20 protein-coding genes are annotated in these 23,968 nt (G+C 44.5%); 15 read left to right on the top strand and 5 right to left on the bottom strand.

Annotation, left to right across the window (positions count from 1 at the left end):
• Positions 1-238 precede the first annotated feature (238 nt).
• From ACQEXU_RS07140 to manA, 4 genes are read left to right on the top strand one after another with little or no spacing between them, the layout of a single operon-like run.
• Complete coding sequence (locus ACQEXU_RS07140) at positions 239-2,530, top strand: pyruvate formate lyase family protein (protein ID WP_427010241.1); 2,292 nt, start codon at positions 239-241, stop codon at positions 2,528-2,530.
• A gap of 36 nt (positions 2,531-2,566) precedes the next feature.
• Positions 2,567-3,469 (top strand): glycyl-radical enzyme activating protein, encoded by a 903-nt coding sequence (locus ACQEXU_RS07135; RefSeq protein ID WP_427010240.1) that lies wholly within the window; start codon positions 2,567-2,569, stop codon positions 3,467-3,469.
• Between the two features lie 14 nt (positions 3,470-3,483).
• A complete protein-coding gene (locus ACQEXU_RS07130) occupies positions 3,484-4,476 on the top strand; it encodes a Gfo/Idh/MocA family protein (RefSeq protein WP_427010239.1) in 993 nt (330 codons plus the stop codon).
• Between the two features lie 2 nt (positions 4,477-4,478).
• A complete protein-coding gene (gene manA, locus ACQEXU_RS07125; protein WP_427010238.1) occupies positions 4,479-5,666 on the top strand; it encodes a mannose-6-phosphate isomerase, class I in 1,188 nt (395 codons plus the stop codon).
• Between the two features lie 22 nt (positions 5,667-5,688).
• Here manA and ACQEXU_RS07120 read toward each other — a convergent pair whose 3' ends face one another.
• A complete protein-coding gene (locus ACQEXU_RS07120) occupies positions 5,689-7,599 on the bottom strand; it encodes an alkaline phosphatase D family protein (RefSeq protein ID WP_427010237.1) in 1,911 nt (636 codons plus the stop codon).
• On the bottom strand, positions 7,599-7,967 hold the full coding sequence (locus tag ACQEXU_RS07115) for a hypothetical protein (protein ID WP_427010236.1): 369 nt from the start codon (positions 7,965-7,967) through the stop codon (positions 7,599-7,601). The genes ACQEXU_RS07120 and ACQEXU_RS07115 overlap by 1 nt, the downstream gene beginning before the upstream one ends.
• A gap of 120 nt (positions 7,968-8,087) precedes the next feature.
• On the opposite strand from ACQEXU_RS07115, the gene ACQEXU_RS07110 reads away from it, so the two are divergent.
• The 8 genes from ACQEXU_RS07110 to ACQEXU_RS07075 all read left to right on the top strand — a co-directional run bounded on the left by ACQEXU_RS07110 (position 8,088) and on the right by ACQEXU_RS07075 (position 19,735).
• A complete protein-coding gene (locus tag ACQEXU_RS07110) occupies positions 8,088-9,419 on the top strand; it encodes a MipA/OmpV family protein (RefSeq protein ID WP_427010235.1) in 1,332 nt (443 codons plus the stop codon).
• A 427-nt stretch (positions 9,420-9,846) separates the two neighbouring features.
• Positions 9,847-12,294 carry a DmsA/YnfE/YnfF family dimethyl sulfoxide reductase gene (locus ACQEXU_RS07105; protein WP_427010234.1) on the top strand — a complete coding sequence of 816 codons (2,448 nt, stop codon included), beginning with the start codon at positions 9,847-9,849 and terminating at the stop codon, positions 12,292-12,294.
• On the top strand, positions 12,294-12,923 hold the full coding sequence (locus ACQEXU_RS07100) for a DMSO/selenate family reductase complex B subunit (RefSeq protein ID WP_005483443.1): 630 nt from the start codon (positions 12,294-12,296) through the stop codon (positions 12,921-12,923). Before ACQEXU_RS07105 ends, ACQEXU_RS07100 begins: the two co-directional genes overlap by 1 nt.
• A complete protein-coding gene (locus ACQEXU_RS07095) occupies positions 12,923-13,774 on the top strand; it encodes a dimethyl sulfoxide reductase anchor subunit family protein (protein ID WP_427010233.1) in 852 nt (283 codons plus the stop codon). The genes ACQEXU_RS07100 and ACQEXU_RS07095 overlap by 1 nt, the downstream gene beginning before the upstream one ends.
• A 130-nt stretch (positions 13,775-13,904) precedes the next feature.
• The gene (locus ACQEXU_RS07090; RefSeq protein WP_427010232.1) at positions 13,905-14,516 is read left to right on the top strand and encodes a TorD/DmsD family molecular chaperone; all 612 of its coding nucleotides are present in this window, start codon (positions 13,905-13,907) and stop codon (positions 14,514-14,516) included.
• Entirely contained in the window at positions 14,503-15,000 is a 498-nt protein-coding gene (locus ACQEXU_RS07085) for a 4Fe-4S binding protein (protein ID WP_427010231.1), read from the top strand. Before ACQEXU_RS07090 ends, ACQEXU_RS07085 begins: the two co-directional genes overlap by 14 nt.
• Positions 15,001-15,141: 141 nt before the next feature.
• On the top strand, positions 15,142-19,071 hold the full coding sequence (gene hrpA, locus ACQEXU_RS07080; protein ID WP_427010230.1) for an ATP-dependent RNA helicase HrpA: 3,930 nt from the start codon (positions 15,142-15,144) through the stop codon (positions 19,069-19,071).
• 160 nt (positions 19,072-19,231) lie between these two features.
• The gene (locus ACQEXU_RS07075) at positions 19,232-19,735 is read left to right on the top strand and encodes a porin family protein (protein WP_367988831.1); all 504 of its coding nucleotides are present in this window, start codon (positions 19,232-19,234) and stop codon (positions 19,733-19,735) included.
• A gap of 12 nt (positions 19,736-19,747) precedes the next feature.
• Here ACQEXU_RS07075 and ACQEXU_RS07070 read toward each other — a convergent pair whose 3' ends face one another.
• On the bottom strand, positions 19,748-20,212 hold the full coding sequence (locus ACQEXU_RS07070) for a hypothetical protein (RefSeq protein ID WP_427010229.1): 465 nt from the start codon (positions 20,210-20,212) through the stop codon (positions 19,748-19,750).
• Positions 20,213-20,386: 174 nt separating this feature from the next.
• On the opposite strand from ACQEXU_RS07070, the gene ACQEXU_RS07065 reads away from it, so the two are divergent.
• Positions 20,387-21,229 (top strand): SMP-30/gluconolactonase/LRE family protein, encoded by an 843-nt coding sequence (locus tag ACQEXU_RS07065; RefSeq protein ID WP_427010228.1) that lies wholly within the window; start codon positions 20,387-20,389, stop codon positions 21,227-21,229.
• A gap of 424 nt (positions 21,230-21,653) precedes the next feature.
• Entirely contained in the window at positions 21,654-21,950 is a 297-nt protein-coding gene (gene ihfA / locus ACQEXU_RS07060) for an integration host factor subunit alpha (RefSeq protein WP_367988834.1), read from the top strand.
• A 130-nt stretch (positions 21,951-22,080) separates the two neighbouring features.
• Here ihfA and ACQEXU_RS07055 read toward each other — a convergent pair whose 3' ends face one another.
• Both ACQEXU_RS07055 and yeiP read right to left on the bottom strand, forming a co-directional pair.
• Positions 22,081-22,401 carry an HI1450 family dsDNA-mimic protein gene (locus tag ACQEXU_RS07055; protein WP_427010227.1) on the bottom strand — a complete coding sequence of 107 codons (321 nt, stop codon included), beginning with the start codon at positions 22,399-22,401 and terminating at the stop codon, positions 22,081-22,083.
• Between the two features lie 2 nt (positions 22,402-22,403).
• Positions 22,404-22,970, bottom strand: coding sequence for an elongation factor P-like protein YeiP (gene yeiP, locus ACQEXU_RS07050; RefSeq protein ID WP_367988837.1), 567 nt, complete (start codon positions 22,968-22,970; stop codon positions 22,404-22,406).
• Between the two features lie 188 nt (positions 22,971-23,158).
• Here yeiP and ACQEXU_RS07045 point away from each other — a divergent pair, with 188 nt between their 5' ends.
• On the top strand, positions 23,159-23,926 hold the full coding sequence (locus ACQEXU_RS07045; RefSeq protein WP_427010337.1) for a nucleotidyltransferase domain-containing protein: 768 nt from the start codon (positions 23,159-23,161) through the stop codon (positions 23,924-23,926).
• Positions 23,927-23,968: the final 42 nt, after the last annotated feature.

Raw genomic sequence — 23,968 nt, 5'->3', positions numbered from 1 at the left:
CAAATGTTCTTTCTTATCTCAATCTAGAAGCTGTTAACACATATTCTGTACGAAAAACTAAATTAAGCCTCGTTAGGTTGAGTACATGCTAACAGAGTTACTCAGTATAAAGTAGACAAATCATGATACTGCTTGATTTATGATCAAGATCATCAATTTACTTTCTTGTGGTTAATTTGTATTTACATATTTTTGTTGTGGGTTTAGTTTTGCTTTATCGCCTCGAGAGGAACTAACTATGTCATCAAAAATCGACAACAACCCAAGCCAAGTGGATGTAAACAAGAAAATACCTTGTGAAAAAGATAGTCTAACCCAGTTAGCTATCATGGAAGCATACACACAAGCACATCAATCCGAAGAGGACATTTATCTTCGTGAAGTGAAGTGTTTGGAGCAGTTGTGTCCAGTTTTGTTTAGACAAATTGAAGAAGAAGATTGTGTTGTTGGGCGTGTAGATGCGTTGGCGATTGGCTTTGGTAGCGTGACTTCAGTCGGCGGTGTTGGTCACTACTGCAATTTTGATAAACTCGCGGCATTTAAACATGAGCTTGAAGCACCCGAACATCAGCGCGTTGATGTGCTTCTTGATTACTGGAAAGTTCATGACACGCGCTCTATTTATTTTCGCCAAACATTAAATGATGCAACGTTAGGTAAGTTTGTGGATGTCAATTATCCAGCGATTGCCACCGCTCGTTTGAGCGGAATGTACCTTGATTACAACAAGTTGATTGATCATGGTATTCAAGGCATGCGCGTCATGATTGCCGATAAGCTGGTCAACGCAAAAGCTGCTGGTGATGTAAAAGCACAGTCATTACACAAGGCTTTTTTAGGCTGTCTTGATATTTTAGAAAACGTGATTGATCACCATATTGCGTTGTGCGCTAAAACGTTAAGCGCTGCCACGAGCTTAACTCGCAAGCACCAAATGAACACTCTGATCGATGCTTTAACCGCGATTCGTAGAGATAAACCGCAAACCTTTCTTCAAGGAATACAGTTATCTTGGCTGTTTAGCCTTTGTGCTGGTGTAGTGAACTATGGCCGTATGGATGATTACCTCGGTGATCTTTTGGCTGCTGATTTAGAAACTGGCCGCATCACCAAACGCCAAGCGATTGATTATATCCGCTCACATTATCGGTTGATTGAAGCTCGAAAAACGACGGTTAATGGCCGTGTAGTGGTTGGTGGGAAAGGTCGCCGTAATCCAGAGACGGCCGATGTTTATTGCCGTTTAGCTATCCAAGCGGTTCGTGAGAACCAAGATACAGAACCACAGTTTACCCTGCGATTTTTCAAAGGGATGAATAACGATGTCTATCAAGAGGCTTTGGATGCCATCGGTGAAGGATTGACTTACCCCATTCTCTATAACGATGACGTGAACATTCCTGCCGTAATGAAGTCGATGCAGATCTCCGAAGAAGATGCTAAGCACTATGTGCCATTTGGCTGTGGTGAGTTTGTGTTATCAGGCAAGAGTGTCGGAACGCCAAATACATGCATTAACATTCTGAAGATTTTGAATATATCACTGACAGGTGGCACAGACTTTTGGGACGGTAAGGACAAAAGCGGTGGAATTGCTTTAATTCAACCAGAGCACATAACGACGTTTGAAGAGGTGATGCAAAATTATCGTGATCTTTTGGATTACTACATTGACATAACCTCCAAAGCGCAAGCTTTCTCTTATGAAGTGATGAATCAAGAAGTGGGTTTTCTGTTCACCAGTATGCTAACGGATGACTGTATTGGTCGAAATAAGGCTTTGCTGGATGGCGGAGTTTACAAGTTAGGTGGCACTAATGAGACCTATGGTAATACCAACGCCTATGATTCACTTGCTGCCATTAAACGTGTGATTTTTGAAGAGAAGAAATACAGCTATCAAGAGTTGATTGCTGCGTTGCAGGTCGATTTCAATGGTTACGACAGAATGAAATATGACCTCATTCAGGCACCAAAATTTGGCAATGATGACCCTTTCGTCGACGACATTGCCATAGAGATGCATGAGTACATTTGTAATGGTATCAAGGATTCAGCAGCAAAGGTCGGTTTAGACAGCTATCTGGTTGTGATCATCAATAACCAAGTGAATACCGAATGGGGACGAGCGACGAGCGCGTCTGCTGATGGCCGCCATCAAGGTGTTTACATGAGCAATGCTAACAACCCACAGAGTGGTGCAGATAAGAATGGCCCAACCGCCATGTTGAATTCATTGGCGAAGTTAAAAGCAGAGGTTCATGCCGGGTCAGTACAGAATATGAAGTTCAGCAAGAACATGTACCGAGAGAAGCGCTTGATTATTGAAGCATTGCTTGATGGCTATTTTGAACAGGGTGGCCCACAGATCATGGTGAGCGTTGTGGGTAAAGGTGAGCTTGAAGATGCTTACCACAACCCGGAGAAGTATCCGAACTTAGTAGTTCGAGTGGGTGGATTTAGCGCACGGTTTGTCAACTTAGATAAAGACGTTCAGCTAGAAATCCTCAATCGAACGCTAAATGATTAAAGCTGCTCGACTTCTTATCGCATATCAGTGAAGCATATGAACGGCATTGTTTTTGACATTCAAAAATTCAGTGTGAATGATGGACCCGGTGTTCGGACGGCCGTTTTTTTAAAAGGCTGTCAAATGAAATGTGTGTGGTGCCATAACCCAGAATCACTGAGTGTGAAGCCACAGCTCTCTTTCTCGAAAGATAAGTGCATTGGGTGTCGTGAATGTGAAAGGGTGTGTCCCAATGGGGTACACACCTTCGATCAGCAAGGTCTTCATCAGGTCGATTTTTCTCTGTGTGATGCTTGCGGACAGTGTGTTGATGCGTGCATTCAGAATGCGCTTAAGATTTATGGGAAAGAGCAAAGCGTCGATGAGGTTTTTGCTGAAGTGATAAAGGATAAGATCTACTTTGATAAGTCCGGCGGTGGGATCACGCTTTCGGGAGGGGAAGCACTGAAGCAGTTTAACTTCTCTTTGGCACTAGCAAAAAAATGCAAAGCACATGGTATTCATGTCTGTGTAGAAACGAATGGTGCATCCAAGCCGCACCATTACCGCGAGATTGCGCCGTATGTAGATTTATTTCTCTTTGACTACAAAGCCACCGGTGAAAAGAAACACAAGCAACTTACCGGGCTTTCACAACATTTCGTGTTGCAGAATCTGGCTGTGTTGAATGATGTCGGTGCCAAGATCATTCTTCGGTGTCCTATTATTCCCGGTTACAACCTCTCCAACACGCACTTAGAAGCGATTGCGCAACTGAGTCATTCGATGCCAAGTATCCAAAAAGTCGAACTCTTGCCTTATCACAACTTTGGCAAAGGCAAGGCGGAAGCAATAGGTGAAGACTATGCCGTGAATGCCAAGGTGCCTGATGAAGAAGATATCAATGAATGGCTTGAACGAGTTCGCTCTTATGGTGTAATTGACGTTAGTTTAAGTTGAGAGAGGCTCGGAACATGATTAATTTTGCAGTGATAGGTACAAACTGGATTACGGAAAAGTTCGTTGAAGCGGCGCAGGAGACTGGTTTAATGAAGCTCGCCGCCGTTTATTCGCGGGCGGCAACGTCAGCGCAAGAGTTTGCAGAGAAATTCAATATTGATTCGATTGAAACGGACTTAACCAGCCTTGCGCAGCGCAAGGATATACAAGCTATCTACATCGCTTCGCCAAACTCATTCCACTGTGCTCAATCTATCTTAATGATGTCTCATGGTAAGCACGTCATCTGTGAAAAGCCAATTGCGTCTAACTTGGATGAAGCAAAACAAATGTTCCAAGTTGCACAAGAAAATAACGTCATTCTCTTTGAAGCCTACAAAACACAGTACTTGCCAAATTTCACTGTGTTGAAGCAGGCATTAGATAGCATCGGAAAAATTCATAAGGTGCATCTCACATACTGCCAGTATTCATCGCGTTATCAACGCTATCTTGATGGGGAGAATCCGAACACTTTTAATCCTGAGTTTTCTAACGGCTCATTGGTAGATATTGGGTTTTATTGTGTCTCGGCGATGGTTTCCTTGTTTGGCCAGCCCTTAAGTTTTTCCTCTCGGGCAACCTTGTTGGAATCGGGCGTTGATGGGCATGGCTCCGCGTCGTTTGAGTACCCAGACTTTTCAGTTGAGGTCTCTCATTCGAAAGTCTCTAACGGCTATGCGCCAAGTGAAATTCAAGGTGAAGAAGGTGCCATCTTGATCGACCATATCGCGGAGCTCAATCGGTTTACCGTTCACTATCGCAATGGCTTGATTGAAGAGCACGAACTGCCTCAATCTGACAACTCGATGTTTTATGAAGCGAAAGCTTTTGCTGAACACATTATTGAACAGAAAAATTATGACAATCGGCGGGCTCTAATTGTCTCAAGGCTCCTGACTGAAATACGCAGGAGTAATGGGGTTATCTATCCAGCTGATGCGAAGGCGAATCTCAGCAAGGAATAAACATGACACTGTATAAACTTGATAACGTTATTCAAAACTACGCTTGGGGCAGCAACAGCTCAATTGGTTCATTGTTTGGTATCGCTAATCCAAACAATGAACCTCAAGCTGAAATTTGGATGGGAGTTCATCCAAATGGCTGTTCAAAAGTGGCAGAATCAGGTCAACTACTATCAGAGCTGATTCAACAAGATATAGAAAGGTTATTAGGTGAATATACGGCTTACCGTTTTGGGGACTTGCCATACTTATTTAAAGTGCTTTCTGCTCAAACGCCGCTGTCGATTCAGGTCCATCCAAATAAACGTAAATCGGAAGTGGGTTATGCGCGCGAAAATGATCAAGGAATTGAGTTAAACGCGTCAAATCGCAACTACAAAGATGCAAATCATAAGCCTGAAATGGTCTATGCGCTTACGTTTTTCAAGGCGATGAACGGTTTTCGCCCAATAGAGCAGATTGTCGCTTTGTTCAAAGAGATTGATATCCCCACCTTAGCGATAGACGTCGCTTTATTAGAATCAGAACAAACCAGCCAGAGCTTGCAGACGTTTTTTAAAACGATTATGTCGCTGGAAGGGAAGCGTAAAGAGGCGGCATTAAATGAGCTATATGCTGCATATGGGCGTCCAGCGAAAACTTTTATCGGCCGTGAAGCGCTAGCTTATAGTGCAGACTTTCGAACGTACTACAAGGACGATATTGGACTGTTTGCTCCTTTGCTGCTCAACACCATAGAATTAGCGCCGGGAGAAGCGATGTACCTCCATGCTGAAACGCCTCATGCGTATGTTTATGGGACAGCTTTAGAAATTATGGCTAATTCCGATAATGTATTACGTGCTGGCCTGACGCCTAAATACATCGACGTTTCAGAGTTGATCAACAACACCCTTTTTAAATCCATTGCGCCAGAAACGTTGAAACTCTCTCCCACAATGAAGGATGGCAAACTGTCTTACCCCATACCCGTCGATGACTTTGGTTTTGATATTCTGTTTTCTGAGGTAGACCCCAAAACACAGTATGTTCGCGGCGCCGAAATTGTTTTTTGTGTTGAAGGTGAAGTGACGATAACAGACAGGCAAAAGCAATTGACGCTCACATCCGGAGAGTCTGTATTTGTCGCAAACGACTCGAAAGCGTATCAGTACTTCGGTTCAGGAACCTTGGCACGCGCCTATAACTAACCTAGTCTTTGGTGACGTTCACTTACTCGATTTGTTTAATCGGCATAAACTCTATCGTCTCACCATGCCCAGTAAGAATAGAAATCTGCTTTGGTTTGCCTTGAGAATCCAATGTGAGTTCGCCAATGGCACTGCTATTTACAAGTCGCTTGTGCCCGGGAGAATCGGGATCGCGCTTATAAATCTTTAATCGCTTCCGTTTGGTGAAGAAATTCAGTGGGGAGCGTGGAGAATAGAGCCATCGGTCCATAAAATCGCACAGCGTGAGTAAGGGCTCTGGAAATTGGTTCTTAAATCCACTGCAGGTGATTTGATAGATATTCGGACTGTTGCGACGAAATCGCAGCTTGATATCGTAGGCGAAAGAGTAGTGCACATCACCTGAGAGAATCACAAAATTAGTGGGCGTTTTGGTGTGAGTAAAAATACTGATCAAGGTGTTTGCACTTCCCGGATGCGCCATCCAGTTTTCCGCATCAATCAGCAGTGGATAGCCAAGCCAAGTCATTCCCCGTTGTAGTGCTTCTATAAATTTGACGCCGAACATAGGAGCAGCAGAAACCACGATCACTTTATCTTGGTGCATTAATTCCTGCTGAAATTCGATCAGAGCTTCCCAGTCCATTAACCCAGAAGGTTTATTCATTCGGGATTCGGAGCGCCATCGACGGGTTCGCGTGTCCAACACGACCACCTTAGGGGTGGTTTGAATGGTGTAATGCCAACGCTCAAAGGTAAATAAATACTGGATTAGCTCATCTTGATGTTGTGGCTCAGGATCCTTTAGGTAACGTGCGGTTAAGTCTTTTAACTCACCAGGAAAATGTGCTGGCTCATTACCCCAACCTTGGCAGAGCCAATAGGCGATCAGTCCATTACCAATAATTCGCTTAGAAAACGGGTTGGTGTAAGCAGCTTTTTCCCAGCCCACAGTGAGGTTCCAGTCATCCGTAATGTCATGATCATCAAAAATCATGTAAGTCGGGATATGAGCCATCAATCGGCGAACGTTAGGTAAATCCTCGACAAACTGATCGATATTGACCTTCTCTTCACGCCACTGCTGCTGCCATTTCGGTGATAGCGTGTGTTCTGCGTGAGTAAACTGTTGTTCGAGTAAGCGTTCTCTTTGAATGCAGTGCCACAATTCAGGTGACCAGTTTAACAAGTACATCGCAAAGAATTCGGCGAAGGTGATCAGATGGTTTTCACAGTCACGTGAGCTAAAAATCGGGATACCACGTTTTGGCAAAAGCTTTGCCAATAAACCGTCTTCATCTACATAGTGAGGCAGTAGCTGCTCTCGTCCTGCATAGTTATGTTTATGCTGATACAGCGCTTGGCTGTTTTCAATCGGAGCTTGGGTAAAGGCTTCTTCTGGTAATCCCAACAACTCAATCACTTGCTGAATGGCATCTAACATAGGCAGCGCGACGTGATCGGCGTAGATCTGGTCACCACTCATCATCAGTAAATCAGGCCGTTGCTCCAAGGGTTGCTGAGCCACTTTTTTATCTGCGGCAGCAAGAGCATCTGGACTGGAGTGATGTGGATTTCGACATGAGCCATGCAAAATGTAATCAGCTTTCGAAGAGATGACAAAAGTAGGTCGATTTTCCCCTTGATAACAAAGAGAGGGGATGAGCGCAGATAACGGGCCGCGCTGAGTGACAAACTCGTAACTCAGTGCAGTGTATTCTGGAAAGTGTCCATGAAACTGCCATAGGTAAAGATACGCCTTCTTACCAACTTGAAACGGCTCTGAGTTGCCCAACTCTTGGCAGAAAACTTCACCCATGTCAGGTTCTAGGTAAAGGTGAAACGCACCGTCTATCGGTTCTGAGGTGACACCCCAGAACACCAGCTCTGTCGTTGTGGTTTTACGTAGAATAGGCCCTGCCAAAAATAGCGGTAAGCTCGAGTCGGTGGTCATCATTCCTCTGCTGGATCTTCTGGAACGGCAGGGTCTTCTAGAATCTCAATGATTTCAGAGCTGGAAAGCTCATGACCCATCAAAAAAAGCGCAAGCATGGCGTCTGCTTTAGTTTTCGTATCACTGGAGTCATCCAGAATTTGTTCAAAACGATGACGGATCATCTCCACTTCATGTGAGACGAAGCCCCGACCTTCATTGTCACCTTGAATGTCTTCTGGTGCATTATCAAACTCCAGAAACAGATGTTCATCCTCAAGGCGTGTGTGAACTAATAGTTCCGGTAACCATTCATCACCTGTTACAATGTTCGGGTCTATACCTTCAGGCAAAGTATTTAAGATATTTTTAAGTTCAGACGCTTTCACGATCATTCAGTAAGAGTATTTATATCTTTTTATTGTAACGGCGAATCGACCTGAAACCTAAGTATTAGTGACTCATTTATTTATAAAGTGAGCGCGTTGCCGATATTTTCAGAGCATAAAATGATAACAAACAATAAGTTAATCCTATTAAGTGGTTTAGTAGGAGCAGGATTCTCTAGTTCAGTATTCGCAGAGGAAGCCATTAAGCGTGTAGTACAAGAGCAAGAGTGGGGCATTGCAGCCGTTGCTCGTGTTGCGTCTATTCCGTTTGCTACAGGGGATGGCGACCAGTCAGTGAGTACCTTTGTCCCGATGATGTTTTTTGAAAATGAGCATGTGTTCATTGATGGGCTAGAAGGTGGTGCTTACCTGTATTCGACAGAGGACAAGCAGTTTGAATTGAGTGCGTTAACCCGCTTACGTTTTGTTGATATCCCCGCATCATCACAAAATGCAAATCAGGGGGATTCGGCAGACTTTGGTGGGCGATTGAGATATCGACTTGATGACTCTTGGCATTTAGATGGCGAAATCATGAGTGACAAGAAGTTTCGTTTCCACGCTAACCTCACGCTGGGAGGTGAAGTGGAGATGGAAGATTGGCAACTAAAGCCAAGAGTGACTCTACGTTACAAAGATGCGGACTTTAACAGCCAGTATTACGCGCTTTCTGATTATAGCGGCCAGAAAATAGGGGCTGGGATTGATGCGACCATCGGCTTGGATGCTCGATATCACGTGATGTCGAACTTATATCTACTAGGTGGTGCGAGCGTCACTCGATTGGACGAAAATGCCTATAGCGCTAGTGCAATCGAGGATCGCTACCAAGGTGAGGTCTTTTTAGGTTTCGGCTTTTTTAATGACCAATCTAAACCACGCAAATCTGAACTAAGCCACAAACGTTACCTTCGGGTGGCACACGGCTGGGCAACGCCATCGAATATTGGCGATATCATGAAGTTCAACACGGAAAAAGATCCGCATAATAACCAACTGACCTCTTTCTTTTATGGACACCCTTTGACTGATGAGTTGTTTGGTTTACCGCTCGATATTTATTTAACGCCAGGGGTTGTTCACCATTGGCGCTCGAACGTTCAATCCTCAAGTACCGAATACGTGGCAGCAATTAAGGCCTATTACACTTTCAATTGGCCAACAACATGGCGCTTCGGGGTTGCGGAAGGAATGTCTTACGTTGATAACATTACCTATATCGAACAAACCGAGATGGATGAAAAAGGTTATACGCCGAGTAATCTCTTAAATTACCTCGACTTCTCCTTTGATGTTAATGCTGGAGATCTGTTCAATAACAGTGATTTTAAGCATGTTTGGTTTGGTTATTCACTCCATCACCGAAGCGCTATCTTTGAGAAATCCTCTCAGTATGGCCGGATCAAAGGTGGCAGTAACTACAACACGATTTACGTCCAGTTTGACTTCTAATTATTATTAAATTTAGCCCTGAAACCATTCAGGGCTAAATGATAACGATTTATCTTTCTATTATTCAATATTTCCTGATTATATATTTCTTTCGTTATTCTTTTGCTGTGACCTATATATTTAGCTTTTATTTATAATTTAATTATTATTTCAATAATGAAATTTATTTTGGAATATAAGGTTGCAAAAACTCTTGCCATTAATTGATAAACGTCAATTTTAATCTCTACAAGATCATCAAGGATAAGCCGCACCGTTGATGCGGCTTAGCTTTACTCTTCGTCTTGTTGTCCATTGAGCATTGCTTTGAATTTAATATTGAGCAATTAAAAATAATTTTTATCTATCCGTATCGCTTTTATTAACCCCTTGGTAAGTCGTCGCTATTACTTATTTACTAGTAGTGACTGAATATTAGGAATAAGCCATGAATAAAAATGGTAAATTTAATCTCACCCGAAGAGATGCATTAAAGGGTGGGTCTGCACTGGGCGCACTTGCGGTAGCAGGAAGTTCACTTTCTCTGCCTTTTTCAACTAAAGCGGTTGCCAAAGAAACGCCAGCGAAACCAAATGAAAAAATTGTCTGGTCGGCATGTACCGTTAACTGTGGTTCGCGTTGTCCGCTTCGTATGCACGTGGTCGACGGTGAAATCAAATGGGTAGAAACCGATAACACGGGTGATGATGTGTATAACCACAACCATCAAGTACGTGCTTGTTTGCGTGGTCGCTCTATGCGTCGCCGTGTTTACTCGCCAGACCGTTTGAAATACCCACTTCTTCGTGTTGGTAAACGTGGTGAAGGTAAGTTCAAACGCATCACTTGGGATGAAGCCTTTGACCTCATTGGTGACAATTTAAAACGCATCATTAAAGACTACGGTAATGACGCGGTTTACCTAAACTACGGTACGGGTACCTTGGGTGGTACGGTAACTAAGAGTTGGGATCCAAGCGCGACGTTGGTTGCCCGGATGATGAACCTGTGTGGTGGCTACCTGAACCACTATGGTGACTACTCAGCAGCGAACATTGAATGTATGTCTGAGTACTTCTACGGCACTTGGGTAGACAACAACTCGATTGACGATGTTCAAAACGCAGACCTATGTCTGATGTTTGGTAACAACCCTGCAGAAACTCGTATGTCGGGCGGTGGTCAGGTTCACAACTACGTGGACGCAAAAAACATCAGCCACACACGTACGATCTGTATCGACCCTCGTTACACCGATACTGCCGCGGGTCGTGAAGACCAATGGGTACCAATCAAGCATGGTACTGACGCTGCACTGATCGCTGCTATCGCACATGTATTGATCAGCGAAGATAAAGTCGACCAAGACTTCCTCGACCGTTACTGTGTGGGTTACGATCGCAAAACACTGCCTGCGTCAGCGCCAGAAAACGGCAGCTACAAAGATTACATCATGGGCACAGGTCCAGATGGTATCGAGAAAACACCAGAGTGGGCACAGCCAATCACAGGTATTCCGGCTGATGTGATTTTGAAACTTGCGCGTGAAATCGGCGATGCAAAACGCATTTACATCACCCAAGGTTGGGGTCTACAACGCTCAGCAAATGGTGAGCAAGCGTGTAAAGCGATCATGATGCTGTCTCTGCTTCGTGGTCAGGTTGGTCTACAAGGTGGTGGTACTGGTGCTCGTGAGGGTAACCATTCTTACCCATTCCAACGCTTCCCGAAAGTGCCAAACCCGATCAGTGCTTCAATTCCTATGTTCCTTTGGACTGACGCGATTTACCGCGGTACGGAAATGACAGACCTGACCGACGGCATTAAAGGCGTTCAAAAGCTACAAAACAACATCAAGTTTATCTGGAACTACGCAGGTAACTGTCTGATTAACCAACACTCAGACATCAACCGCACACACGAAATTCTTCAAGATGAAAAAGCGTGCGAAATGATTGTCGTGATCGATAACCACATGACGTCTTCTGCGAAGTATGCCGATATCGTACTGCCAGACTGTACAACGTCAGAGCAATCGGATTTCTGTATGGATGGTGCTGCTGCATCAATGCCTTACTTCATCTTTGCAAGCCAAGCGATTCAACCTCGTTTCGAATGTAAGCCAATCTACGACATCATGTCTGGTGTGGCGAAGCGCATGGGCGTGTTTGATGAATTTACTGAAGGTCGCACTCAAGAAGAGTGGCTACAGTGGATGTATGCTGAGACCGTTAAACAAAACAACGATCCAAACCTACCGTCTTACGATGAGATGAGAAAGCAGGGCATCTACAAGAAGCAATTCGACCGTCCATATGTGGCGTTTGAAGATTTCCGTCGTGACCCAGAAGCGAATCCGTTGCCTTCACCGTCAGGTAAGATTGAGATCTACTCAGAGACGTTAGCGAAGATCAACGAAGAATGGGAGTTGGATGAAGATGAATCCATCAAGCCATTGCCTGAATACGTTTCGACGTTCAACGGATGGGATTCACCAGATCGTAAAGAGTTCCCGCTTCAGTTGACGGGTTTCCACTACAAAGCACGTGCGCACTCTACGTACGGCAACGTCGACATCCTAAAAGCAGCGGCACCACAAGAGCTTTGGATCAACCCAGTCGATGCCGCTTCTCGCAACATTGATAACGGTGATTTGGTCAGCGTGCGCAGCAAGTTCGGTGAAATGAACGTTCGCGTAAAAGTGACTCCACGCATCATGCCGCATGTGGTTGGTTTAGGTGAGGGCGCATGGTACTCACCAAATGGTAAAGGTGTTGACCAAGCGGGTTCAATCAACGTGCTGACAACACAACGTCCAAGCCCGTTGGCAAAATCAAACCCGAGCCATACCAACCTCGTTGAAGTGACGCTAATTAAGAAAATGGGGGCTAAATAATGAGCACAGCGAAGCAGTATGGCTTTTACATTGATTCAAGCAAATGTACTGGCTGCAAAACATGTCAGCTCTCTTGTAAAGACAACAAAGATCTGGGTATCGACCGTAACTTCCGTCGTGTTTACGAATACGTAGGCGGCAACTGGACTGAAGAAAACGGTGCGTTCCGTCAAAACGTGTTCGCGTACTACCTATCAATCTCTTGTAACCACTGTACTAACCCAGCGTGTACCAAGGTTTGTCCATCAGGTGCCATGCACAAGCGTGAAGAAGACGGCTTTGTTGTTGTTGATGAAAGCGTGTGTATCGGCTGTAAATCTTGTCACATGGCATGCCCTTACGGCGCACCTCAATACAGTGAAGAAAAAGGTCACATGACCAAGTGTGATGGCTGTTACGAACGTGTCGCAGAGGGTTTAATGCCAATCTGTGTGGACAGCTGTCCATTGCGTGCGATTGAGTTTGGTCCAATTGATGAGCTACGCGCGAAATACGGTTCAAATGCGGATGTGGCACCACTGCCAGATTCTCGCATTACCAGCCCGAACCTGATCGTGAAGCTAAATCCAAATGGTCGTCCAACCAATGACCGCACTGGTTTCCTACAGAATCCAAGAGAGGTGAAATAATGTTATACGAAGCACCATTAGTTGCCTTTACGGTTCTTGCTCAAACCGCGGTTGGCGCGCACTTAACGGTTAACGCGTTCGAGAAATTCGGTAAGCCACCACGCGTGACAGAACCTCGTATGAACATCGCTCGTTTCGCTATTTTGGTTGTAATGGGATTGGGTTTCTTGTTCTCAACCACTCACTTAGGTAGCCCGCTTCGTGCCTTCAACGCATTGAACCGTGTTGGTAGTGCAGCGCTATCTAACGAGATCTTAACGGGTGCAAGCTTTCTGTCTCTAGCGGGTTTGTACTGGTTGCTAACGATTCTAAAAATGGGCAGCGAAGGCGTTCGTAAAATCGTGAACTGGCTGTCTATCGCGGTTGGCGTGATTTTCATGTTCGCGATGGCGAATGTTTACCAAATCGAGACAGTGCCAGCATGGTACTCACCAATGACAACGGTTGCGTTTTGGTTCACGGTCGTGACTTCGGGTCTGATGTTTGGTTACACGCTGATCAACGTATTGGACGTGACGGCTGAGAAAACCAATCGTCGCCTAATGTGGGCTGGTGTGAGCTTGATTGCACTGAACCTAGCATTCTCAGTAATGCATACGATTCACTTCGCAGGCATCTCAACGGCGATTCACAGTGGCTTGGATCAAATCACCATGTTATCTGGCTATGTTGCTGGTCATGTGTTGTTGCTTGTGGTTGCTGCTGCTCTTTGGGTATTCGCTGAGTTGTTTACCATAGAAGGTCGTCAGAAGAATTTGCTGGTTATCGTGGCATTCGTTGCCTTGTTCGTTGCAGAGATTCTAGGTCGCAACGTGTTCTACGGCATGCACTTTACATCTGGTTTGTACTAATAATCGTTATTTGTACTGATAACCATTATTTGTACTGATAACAATTAGCAGAGTGGGGCGAGTGTTCGTCCCACCTCTATTCCGTTTCATTTAATCGAAGAATAAAAACACCAGTCATCAAAGGTACTTCATGCAAATTTCTCAACTTGAACCACAAGATACCAGCATCGTTCTTAAGCTGTTTGGTGCACTGTTTTACTACCAGCCAAAAGATTACCCAGCGGCAAATCTCGATACGTTGCTGAGCAATACAGATACACCAATCGAAGCGCTTAATGACATGCTGCACAGCTTTCAAAACGAGAGCGAAGAGGCATTGCAAATGGAGCACGATCGCATGTTTGCCGGTATTGGTGAGATGCCAGCGCCACCTTGGGGCTCGGCTTATCTAGATAAAGAAGCGGTGTTGTTTGGTGAATCAACTATTGAATATCGTTACTTCTTGCAGCATTGTGGCTTTGCTTTGGAATCGGACCAACGTGAACCAGAAGACCAGATCGGCTTGATGCTGATGGTGTTAGGCATGTTGATAGAAACTGATCAACAAAAACTGGCGGCTGAAATGCTGCGCGAGCACTTGATGACGTGGTTTGGTTTTTTCAACAAGCGCTTCAAAAAAGCGGTGACTCTCACACCTTACTCAAAACTGTCGAACCTTACTGAAGAATTGCTTCAATCCTTGAGTGAGCAATACCAAGTCGTTGTGCCAACAAAGAGAGATTACTCGGATGCGCCAGTCTGAATCGGTTGATCTAAGTAAGCGACGTCTGTTTTCGTTTCGTCGCGCGCCAGTAGAGCAAGCTCAAGAGCCTCGTGTAAAAGCGAGACCGCCGTATGCGGTGGAAGAGTCGATGTTTACAAGGCTATGTGATGGATGTGGAACGTGCGCTTCTGCATGTCCGAACCAAATCATAGAAATGGTTGATGGCGTTGCCGCGTTAGACATTAGTTACTCGGCATGCGATTTATGCGGCGCATGTAAGTCGGCGTGTCCTACATTGGCGCTTTCTAACCAAACAGAGTCTACAGGCTTGATTGCAACTATCTCAAACAGCTGCGAAAACTTATACGGTTATTGCGGCAGTTGCGAGGACAGCTGCCCATACGATGCTTTGCAATGGCAAGACGACGCCAAACCTAAAATTGACGCTGCCAAATGCAAAGGTTGCGGGCAATGTGCCAGTGCTTGTTATACAGGAACCATCCACTTCAAACTTCGAAGCTAGCTCATTGTGTTAGAAGCCTGTTTGAAGGCATCTACCTTGTGATTCTCGCCTTTAATATTACGTTTCCCTAAGTTACTTGGAGTCATAGAGCTGTGATACAATCCGCGCAGTTTTATGTAATGAAAAGAAATAGGAAACGCTTTGACTTCGTCACAGCCCAATAAATCTGTCGAAACAGAACAGAAAGCTCAAGCGAATAGTGCGGCATCACTACGCAAGGCACTGAATCAGTGCATGATGCGTGACCGCTTCCGCTTAAGCAAACGTATTTCCGGTGCGAACAAAATTAAGAAAGATGCAGCGCGTAACGTTGTGTTCGATGAAATTGCACTGGATATTGCCAAATCTATGATGGTTGCCGAGCAACGTGGCAGCCAACAACCAACGATTGAATACCCAGAAATCCTGCCAGTCAGCCAGAAACGCGACGACATTGCCAAAGCAATTGAAGAAAACCAAGTAGTTATCGTTGCGGGTGAGACTGGTTCGGGTAAAACCACTCAGCTGCCAAAAATCTGTGCTGAGCTTGGTCGTGGTAAGTTCGGTCTGATTGGTCATACTCAGCCTCGTCGTCTTGCGGCGCGTTCGGTTGCGAACCGTATTGCCGAAGAGATGGAAACCAAGCTTGGTGAATTTGTTGGTTACAAGGTTCGATTCAACGATCAGATCTCTGAAAACACCCAAATCAAATTGATGACGGACGGTATCTTGCTGGCTGAGATTCAGCATGACCGTTTCTTGAATCAATACGACACCATCATTATCGATGAAGCGCACGAGCGCAGCCTTAACATCGATTTCATCTTGGGTTACTTGAAAGAGTTGCTGCCACGTCGTCCTGATTTGAAAGTGATCATCACGTCGGCAACCATCGACCCAGAGCGGTTTTCAAAACACTTCAACAATGCACCAATCATTGAAGTGTCAGGTCGTACTTATCCAGTGGAAACGCGTTACCGTCCATTACGTGGTGATGATGATAACGATCGTGACCAGCTTGAAGGCATTTTCGAAGCGGTAGATGAACTGTGCGATGAAGGTTTGGGTGACATCCTTATCTTCATGAACGGTGAGCGTGAGATCCGTGATACCGCTGATGCATTGTCTAAACGTAACCTGAAGAGCACGGAAATTGTGCCGCTTTACGCACGTTTGTCTGCGGGTGAGCAGAATAAGATTTTCCAACCACATGCCGGTCGCCGAATTGTACTGGCAACTAACGTAGCGGAAACCTCGTTGACGGTTCCGGGCATCAAGTACGTTATTGACCCTGGTACAGCTCGTATCAGCCGATACAGTTACCGTACTAAAGTTCAGCGTCTTCCAATCGAGCCAGTTTCTCAAGCGAGTGCGAACCAACGTAAAGGTCGTTGTGGTCGTGTGGAAGAGGGTATCTGTATTCGTCTGTACTCAGAGGAAGATTTTGACTCACGCCCGGAGTTTACCGATCCTGAGATCCTGCGTACTAACCTAGCGTCGGTTATCTTGCAGATGACCGCACTTGGTTTGGGCGATATTCAAGCCTTCCCATTTGTGGAAGCACCTGACAAACGTAACATCCAAGACGGTGTTCGCTTGTTGGAAGAGCTGGGTGCGATTAACGCCGAAGCGAAAGATGTGAAGAAACGTCTGACTAGCATTGGTCGTCAACTTGCACGCCTTCCAATCGACCCACGTTTAGCACGTATGGTATTGGAATCACCAAAGCAAGGCGCGTTGAAGGAAGTGATGATCATTGCAGCGGCATTGTCGATTCAAGACCCGCGCGAGCGTCCTTCAGATAAACAACAATCGTCAGACGATAAACACCGTCGTTTCTTCCATGAAGAGTCAGACTTCCTGACGTTTGTTAACTTGTGGGATTACATCCAGAAGCAGCAAAAGGCGCTGACGGGTAACCAGTTCCGCAAACAATGTAAACAAGATTACTTGAACTACTTGCGCGTGCGTGAGTGGCAAGATGTGTACTTCCAAATTCACCAGTCGATGCGTGAAATGGAGTTCAAACTTAACGATGAGCCTGCGTCTTACCATGGCGTACACAGCTCAATCCTAGTGGGCTTGTTGTCTCACATCGGTATGAAAGACCAAGAGAAGAATGAATACCAAGGCGCGCGTAACGCTCGTTTTCATATCTTCCCTGCATCGGGCCTTTTCAAGAAACAACCCAAGTGGATCATGTCTGCTGAGTTGGTGGAAACCTCAAAACTTTGGGGTCGCATCATCGCTAAGATTCAACCAGAGTGGATTGAGCCACTAGCGAAGCACCTGATTAAGCGCAGTTACAGTGAGCCGCATTGGTCGAAGAAACGTGCAGCAGTCATGGCACACGAGAAAGTGATGCTTTACGGTGTGCCAATTGTACCGAAGCGTTTGGTGAACTACGGCAGTATCGATCCAACAATCAGCCGCGAAATCTTCATCCGTAGTGCGCTGGTGGAAGGTGAATGGGAAACCAAACACGCGTTCTTCAAGCAAAACCGTAAACTTCTTCAAGAAGTGGAAGAGCTGGAACACAAATCTCGTCGCCGTGACATCTTGGTCGATGACGATGAGCTGTTTGATTTCTATGACCAACGCGTTGGTACTGACGTGGTTTCTGGCAAGCACTTCGATACGTGGTGGAAGAAAGCATCGAAAGACAACAAAGAGCTGCTGAACTTCGAGAAAGAGATGCTGTTCAAGGGCGATGCGAGCCACGTTACCGATTTGGATTACCCGAATTTCTGGCATCAAAACAACCTGAAACTTAAGCTGAGCTACCAGTTTGAGCCGGGCGAGGACAGCGATGGTGTCACGGTTCATTTGCCGCTGCCGATCTTGAACCAAGTTGAGCCAACAGGCTTTGATTGGCAGATCCCAGGTCTGCGTCATGAGCTTGTGGTGAGCTTGATTAAATCGCTGCCGAAGACAGTGCGTAAGAACTTTGTTCCTGCACCAAACTACGCCGATGCATTTTTGGCTCGTGTTACGCCAATGGAAGCGCCGCTACTTGATTCGCTAGAGAAAGAGTTGCGCCGCATGACAGGTGTCGAAGTATTGCGTGAAGATTGGAATATGGACCAACTTCCGGAGCACTTGAAGGTGACATTCCGTGCGGTTGACCATAGAAATCGCAAGTTGAAGGAGAATAAAGATCTTCATGAACTGAAAGAAAGCTTGAAAGACAAAGTTCAAGAAACGCTTTCAAAAGTAGCGGATGACGATATCGAACAAGAAGGTTTGCATACGTGGAGCTTTGGTGAACTGCCTAAGGTGTACCAACAAAAACGCGGTGGTTACGACGTTAAAGCGTACCCAGCGATTGTGGATGCTAAAGATAGTGTTGAAATCAAACTGTACGAGACCGAGTACGAGCAGGTCACAGCAATGCAAGCGGGTCAGCGACGTCTGATTTTGCTGAATGTGCCTTCGCCAATCAAATACCTGCACTCCAACTTGCCGAATAAATCGAAGTTGGGTCTATACTTTAACCCTTACGGTAAAGTTCTGGATCTGATCGATGACTGTATTGCCTGTGGTGTTGATAAGCTTATTGAAGAGCAGGGCGGTTTGGTTTGGGAACCGGAGCAATTTGACGCGCTAAAAGAACACGTTCGCGCAGAACTTGGTGATACGGTGGTGGAAATTGCACAGCAAGTGGAAACCATTCTCACAACGGCCTTCAATATCAATAAGAAGTTGAAAGGTAAGATCGATTTCACTATGGCGTTCGCGTTATCAGATATCAAAGCGCAAATCGAAGGATTGATCTTCAAAGGCTTCGCAACAGAATGTGGCTGGAAACGTCTGCCTGATATTCTGCGTTACATGCGCGCGATTGAACGTCGTATGGAAAAGCTGCCGATCGATCCAAACAAAGACCGTTTGCACATGCTGAAAGTGGAATCTGTTACGAGCGACTACAAAGAGTTGCTCAACAAAATTCCAAAAGGCATGGTGGTTCCGGAGAATGTAAAAGAGATCCGTTGGATGCTCGAAGAGCTTCGTGTGAGTTTCTTTGCACAACAATTGGGTACTCCTTATCCGGTTTCAGATAAACGAGTCAAAAATGCGATTAACGAATGTTAAGTAATCAATACCTAGGTGAAATATAACGTTATTTAATTTTACTTGGGTATATAACTTGCATACGATATAACAAATTCAATAGAACACGGAATTTTGACACGTAATGGCAAGCAGTTGCCGCATTATTCGTCGTCAAATTAACACATAGAGAAGGTTAATTATGAAAAAGACACTACTAGCGCTTGCTTTAATTGGCGCATCAGCGACGGCTTCAGCAGACTCATGGATTTACGGTAGCGCAAGCGTCGGTCAAGGCGACATGGGTGGTGATTCATCGACGAGTTACAATGTTCATGTTGGTACAGGTATTCTTCCTTTCATTGGTCTGGAAGCGGGTTACCAAAACCATGGTGAGTTTACTAACATCACTTATGGTAATTTGGCTGGTATCAATCTAGAAGGTCGCTCGGTTTACTTTGCAGCAAAACCTAGCATTGACTTTGGTCCTCTTCATGTTTACGCGAAAGCGGGCTTACACTCATATGAGCTAAAAGGCATTAACGGTACGAATTTCAATGAAGATGAAATTGATACGATGTACGGTGTGGGTGCCGAGTACTTCATCATGGGGCCTATTTCTCTAGGTGCTAGCTACAGCATTTACTCGATGAAAGAAGAAGATGTGAAGAACTTCTCGCTAAACGCAACGTTCCACTTCCTATAAGAAAAAAGCCGCTTAAAGCGGCTTTTTTTCATCAAGCTGGATGCCGACGGCATCCAGTCTTGCAATGTTTGACTGCATTGTTCCCAGATACCACTCTTTTGGCATTGCGTTTAGTAAGCCTGCATTTTTTAATTGTCTAAATTCTTCCTCTCTAATCACAACATAGCCTTGCAACGAATCGAGAAGTTGCTTCAGTGCATCCTTTGTTTCAAGTAATCCCTGCTTCGACTGAGACTTTATCCGCCCGACAATACAGTCATTGGGTATCAACGGTACTAATCGGCCAGAGTCGCGAGCGGCACATTTGGTTGATAAAGGGGCATTTCGTTTCATTGTTTCCCAGCATGGCTTATTGTTTTTAGTCGTTTGTTGGTGTGTATAGGCGTAATAAGGAAATAAGAAACGTTCAATTGATTGCCAGCGCCGAGCTTGGATTTCGAACCATATGTGTTGCAGTTCTATATAGGCGTCATTCATACGAGTTTGCTAGCTAAGAGTAGTGCGAAGCAGTGTAGCGTTAATGTAGAAGCAAACACAAATGGAATGTCACTGATTGTTGCGATATGGAAACAGTTATTGAATTGATGGTGTATATATCAACAAAGTAAATGGCCCTAGTATTCATTCGTCAAATAAATGGAGACGAATGACATGATTAAACATATTTTACTTTCAACAGTTGCATTGACCTTCAGTCACATGGCGATTGCAGAACCTCAGTTTATTACCAACGTTTCTGATCTAGCTGGGGCTGAATCCGTAGTTTATGACGCACAGCGCCAAGTTTACTTTGTGTCATTGCAAGCGGGTAATAAAAACGAGGATGGTTCTGTAGTTGTGCTTAATAAGAATAAGAAGTTTATTGCGACGGTTGCTTCTGGGTTACAAGACCCAAAAGGCATCGCTGTAAAAGGTGACTTGTTATATGTTGGGGATATGAGGCACTTGGTGGAAGTGGATTTAAGATCTGGCGCAATCAAAAAGTATCAGCCGAAAGGAGCTGAGTTCTTAAATGACGTTGCTATCGACAAATCAGGTGATATCTATGTGTCTGATATGTTTACGTCCACGATTTACAAATTAAGTGATGGTGAGATCAGCTCGTGGATAAGTTCATCAAAATTAGAAAATCCAAATGGAATGCTATTTGTTGGTGATGCTCTATACATTGCTGCTTGGGGCTCATTTAGTGATGGGAATCCACTGAAAGCCCCTTATGGAAATTTACTCAAAGTCGATGTAGCTTCACAGCAGGTTTCTTCATTAACAAAGCAGCCTTTGGGCAACCTAGATGGAATCCAATTAGACAAAAATGGAGACTTCATCCTATCTGACTGGAAACGTGGTTTGATTTTTTCAGTGAGCTCAAAAGGGGACAGTAAGGTTGTTATTGATGTGGCACAAGGGGCTGGTGATATTCACTATAATATTGACGAACAAACATTGTTGATACCGATGGCTCTGGACGGCGAACTTCTTGAATACCGATTTTAATGAAATGGGGCTTAGCCCCATTTTGTTGTACAAGGTATTTATAAGCTAGCATTTTGTAAATTAGGTGCATATAGAAACCTATTAAATAACACCTTGAGTTATAAAGTCTTATCTAACTTTACACAAAATTTTCAAAACTCCATTCCGTAGTTTTAAATTTTGTTTTTTGGTTTTAAATTGGTATTTTGTTTTGGTTTGGCCGTGGGAATGCCATAAATATCACTGATATTTACTGTTTCAATACGTTTCTATCTATTTGTTTTATTTCACGAATTTACAATGCCTACTTAAAAAAGTTGGCGTAAATCATAAGGTTGGCATACACTTTCCAAGGTAAAGCCGATATGTTGTTGATTGGCGAAGCGAAATGCTTTGGTGCTGCTTAGTTCGCAGCAATGTTTAACACAGCTTTGAGGAAAGTTTTATGGCGCTCACAAAGGCCGAACTGGCTGAGAACCTGTTTGAAAAGCTTGGATATAGTAAACGGGATGCCAAGGAAACGGTTGAGGCGTTTTTCGAAGAAATTCGTAAGGCACTAGAAAGTGGCGAACAGGTAAAACTATCTGGATTTGGTAATTTTGATCTTAGAGATAAAAATGAACGTCCGGGTCGAAATCCGAAGACAGGCGAAGATATTCCTATCAGTGCTCGACGAGTAGTGACCTTCCGCCCAGGGCAAAAATTAAAAGCCCGAGTAGAAAATATCAAGATTGAAAAATAATCTGAGTGACCACGTGGTTTTTGCGTGGTTTTCTACTTTTAGATCTTAGATTTGATGTATGCGTAAGTATGCATTAACGCTAAGCTGCACCCAAGAAAAAACCCAAGTACGCGTACTTGGGTTTTTCGTTTTAGTCACGTTTCCACAAAATGTGGCAAAACTTATGTTCTGGATCTCGGCTAATGAGTAGACGTGCAAACACATCATCTAACACATCGTTTTCCTCGTTAACTAATCCAACGCGAACCTCTGCGTAAGTGTCTTTATTAACATCAAAGCCTACGTGTTCAGCCCAGTCATCACCAGTTTCTACTAGCTCTGCTGCACCACGCTCTTCAAATTGTGCTGTAAATATAATGACATCCGCAGCTTCTAAATTATCAGGAGCCATCTCTAGAAAAATGTCATATGCAGTGTCGATCGCGTCATCGTAGGACATTAAATCAGACATAGTTATGCTCGGCTCATGTATTTACGTTCTGTGGTGTTCACGACAATGCGATCACCTGTCGCAATGTACTCAGGAACTTGAACGACTAACCCTGTTGAGAAGCGAGCTGGCTTAGTTCGTGCAGAAGCTGACGCGCCTTTAATTGAAGGGTCGGTTTCTTCAATAACGAGTTCTACTGATGCTGGTAGTTCAATCGCAACCGCATTGCCGTTAACTAAAATGACGTGCAAACCTTGAATTTCTTCAGTGATGAACAGTAGCTCATCTTCAATGTCAGACTGTTTAAATGTGAATTGTGAGTAATCTTCATTATCCATGAAAATGTATTCATCGCCGTCCACATAAGAGAATGCAGCTGCACGCTTGTACATGTCAACGGTGTCGACAACGTCATCTGATTTGTAACGCTCATCAACGCGCGAGCCAGTTGAAAGGTCAGTACAACGAAGTTTGTAGATTTTTGCACCACCACGGCCACCCGGTGTGGTTACTTCAATGTCTTTAATCAGTAGTGTTTTGCCATTGCTTTCAATCGCAAAGCCTTTTTTTAACTCACTTGCCTTTGGCATGACAGTTATCCTTCATAGATGTATCGATGTTTCGGTCGGCATTATATACTCAAGTCTGAAAATGTTCTCATACATTTCGTATCTAGGGTTCATTTTCTAAACACGAGCATCTAGAGACGAATCAAATGCTTGATTCGTCAGAGGCTCTGAGAGAACATTACTTAACTAGCCCACAATTTATTATGTCCATGCTACTTTCCGTGATAGACCCTCAACAACCCTTTCAACCAGAGTATCAGCCAGCGTTGGAGGATATTTTAAAGCTCCTTAGAGGGGGACTTGGAGAAAACCTTCACAGTGTTTATGTGTACGGTAGTGTTGCACGGAAAAAAGCGCGGCCCGGTTTCGCCAATCTCGATATCATCGTTGTTTCAAAACGTAGTTTTAGTGATACCCGTGCGACGTTGTACAACACCATCAAGTGGCGTTTCCAAAAAAGCTATCCGCACATTACGGAAGTGGCATTTAAAACGGTTTTGGCTCAAGAAGTCGCTAGCTTAGACAGTATCTTTTCGTGGGGTTTTTTACTTCGACATTGTGCAGTCTGTATTTATGGTGAAGATTTATCTGAATGTTTTGGCGATTACGAGCCAAGCTGGGAAATTGCAAAACACTGGAATATGGACGTGGAAGACTGGGTAGCTGTATACCGCCATCGTATTGCTCGCTCTGCAACGGATGCGGAGCAAATTAAAGCACAGAAGATCATCGCCAAAAAACTGTTAAGAGCAAGCTATTCGTTGGTGATGTATAAAGATAAATGTTGGTATGAAGACCCTATCGAGTGTGGTCAGCAATTTCTTCGTTATTATCCAGAAAAACAAGTCGAAATAGAACGGCTTGGTATTTTGCTTACTGGGCGAGTGATTGCGAAACGTTCCGTAGTCGGCATTTTGGATGGCTTCGGCGAGTGGCTAGTGAAGCAATACCAAAAAACTGAATTTAGAATCGGTTAGCGATTTTCTTTAGTCGTTATATTGACTAGAGAATTCTTTTCT

Source organism: Vibrio sp. TRT 21S02 (genome assembly GCF_050113675.1).
GTDB lineage: Bacteria > Pseudomonadota > Gammaproteobacteria > Enterobacterales > Vibrionaceae > Vibrio.
This window is presented reverse-complemented; position numbering and strand designations above follow the sequence as displayed.